This is a genomic window from Acinetobacter sp. YT-02 (genome assembly GCF_002412355.1).
GTDB classification, from domain to species: domain Bacteria; phylum Pseudomonadota; class Gammaproteobacteria; order Pseudomonadales; family Moraxellaceae; genus Acinetobacter; species Acinetobacter towneri.
This window is the reverse complement of the sequence record NZ_NOZT01000106.1, coordinates 1-553: the sequence shown is the minus strand read 5'-3', so window position 1 is coordinate 553 and position 553 is coordinate 1. Positions and strand designations below refer to the sequence as shown.

Below are 553 nucleotides of genomic sequence, written 5' to 3'. Positions count from 1 at the left end.
CAATTCGAGGCATGTGTGAACATCTGTTAACTAAAAAAACTTTTTCGCATGATTAGTTATTTTTGTCAACTTAAAATTCGTTTGAACTGAATTTTGAAGGTTACAAAAGCCTTTTTCCCTTCTTTTGGTGGGTGTTGCGGATTGGTATTGGGTAAAGAAATATTTATCAAATGTTGGTTGTGATAATCAATCATTTTAAAAAAATTAGACTTTAAATTATTTTTCTGTGCTTCATCTTTTTGATTAATAATTGTATAAATCAAGAGGAATATGCTTGATGCACTTAAGAGAGTACCTATAACTCCTCCATACAAATTACCTAAAGAAGCTCCTAAATTTGGATCAATCAAGGAGGTTACTCCAATTTGAAAAGCTTTGTTGGTAAAAATAAAATAGGTAGCTAGCAAACTAATAATTATCAAGACTATTGGTAGAACTAAGCAAAAAAACTTTATCCATCTATTCATTATTTATAACTATGAACCGTACCGGGTTTGTCGGAGACCAACTTTCTTGAGAGAATGTTCCAATGACAAAACCAAAATATACCCCT

The 553-nt window shown here is 30.9% G+C and carries 1 protein-coding gene; it reads right to left on the bottom strand.

Going from position 1 to position 553, the window contains the following annotated elements; translation table 11 throughout:
* Positions 1–65: 65 nt before the first annotated feature.
* Positions 66–350, bottom strand: a complete 285-nt coding sequence (locus CF596_RS14540; RefSeq protein ID WP_143228722.1) for a hypothetical protein — start codon at positions 348–350, stop codon at positions 66–68.
* Positions 351–553: the final 203 nt, after the last annotated feature.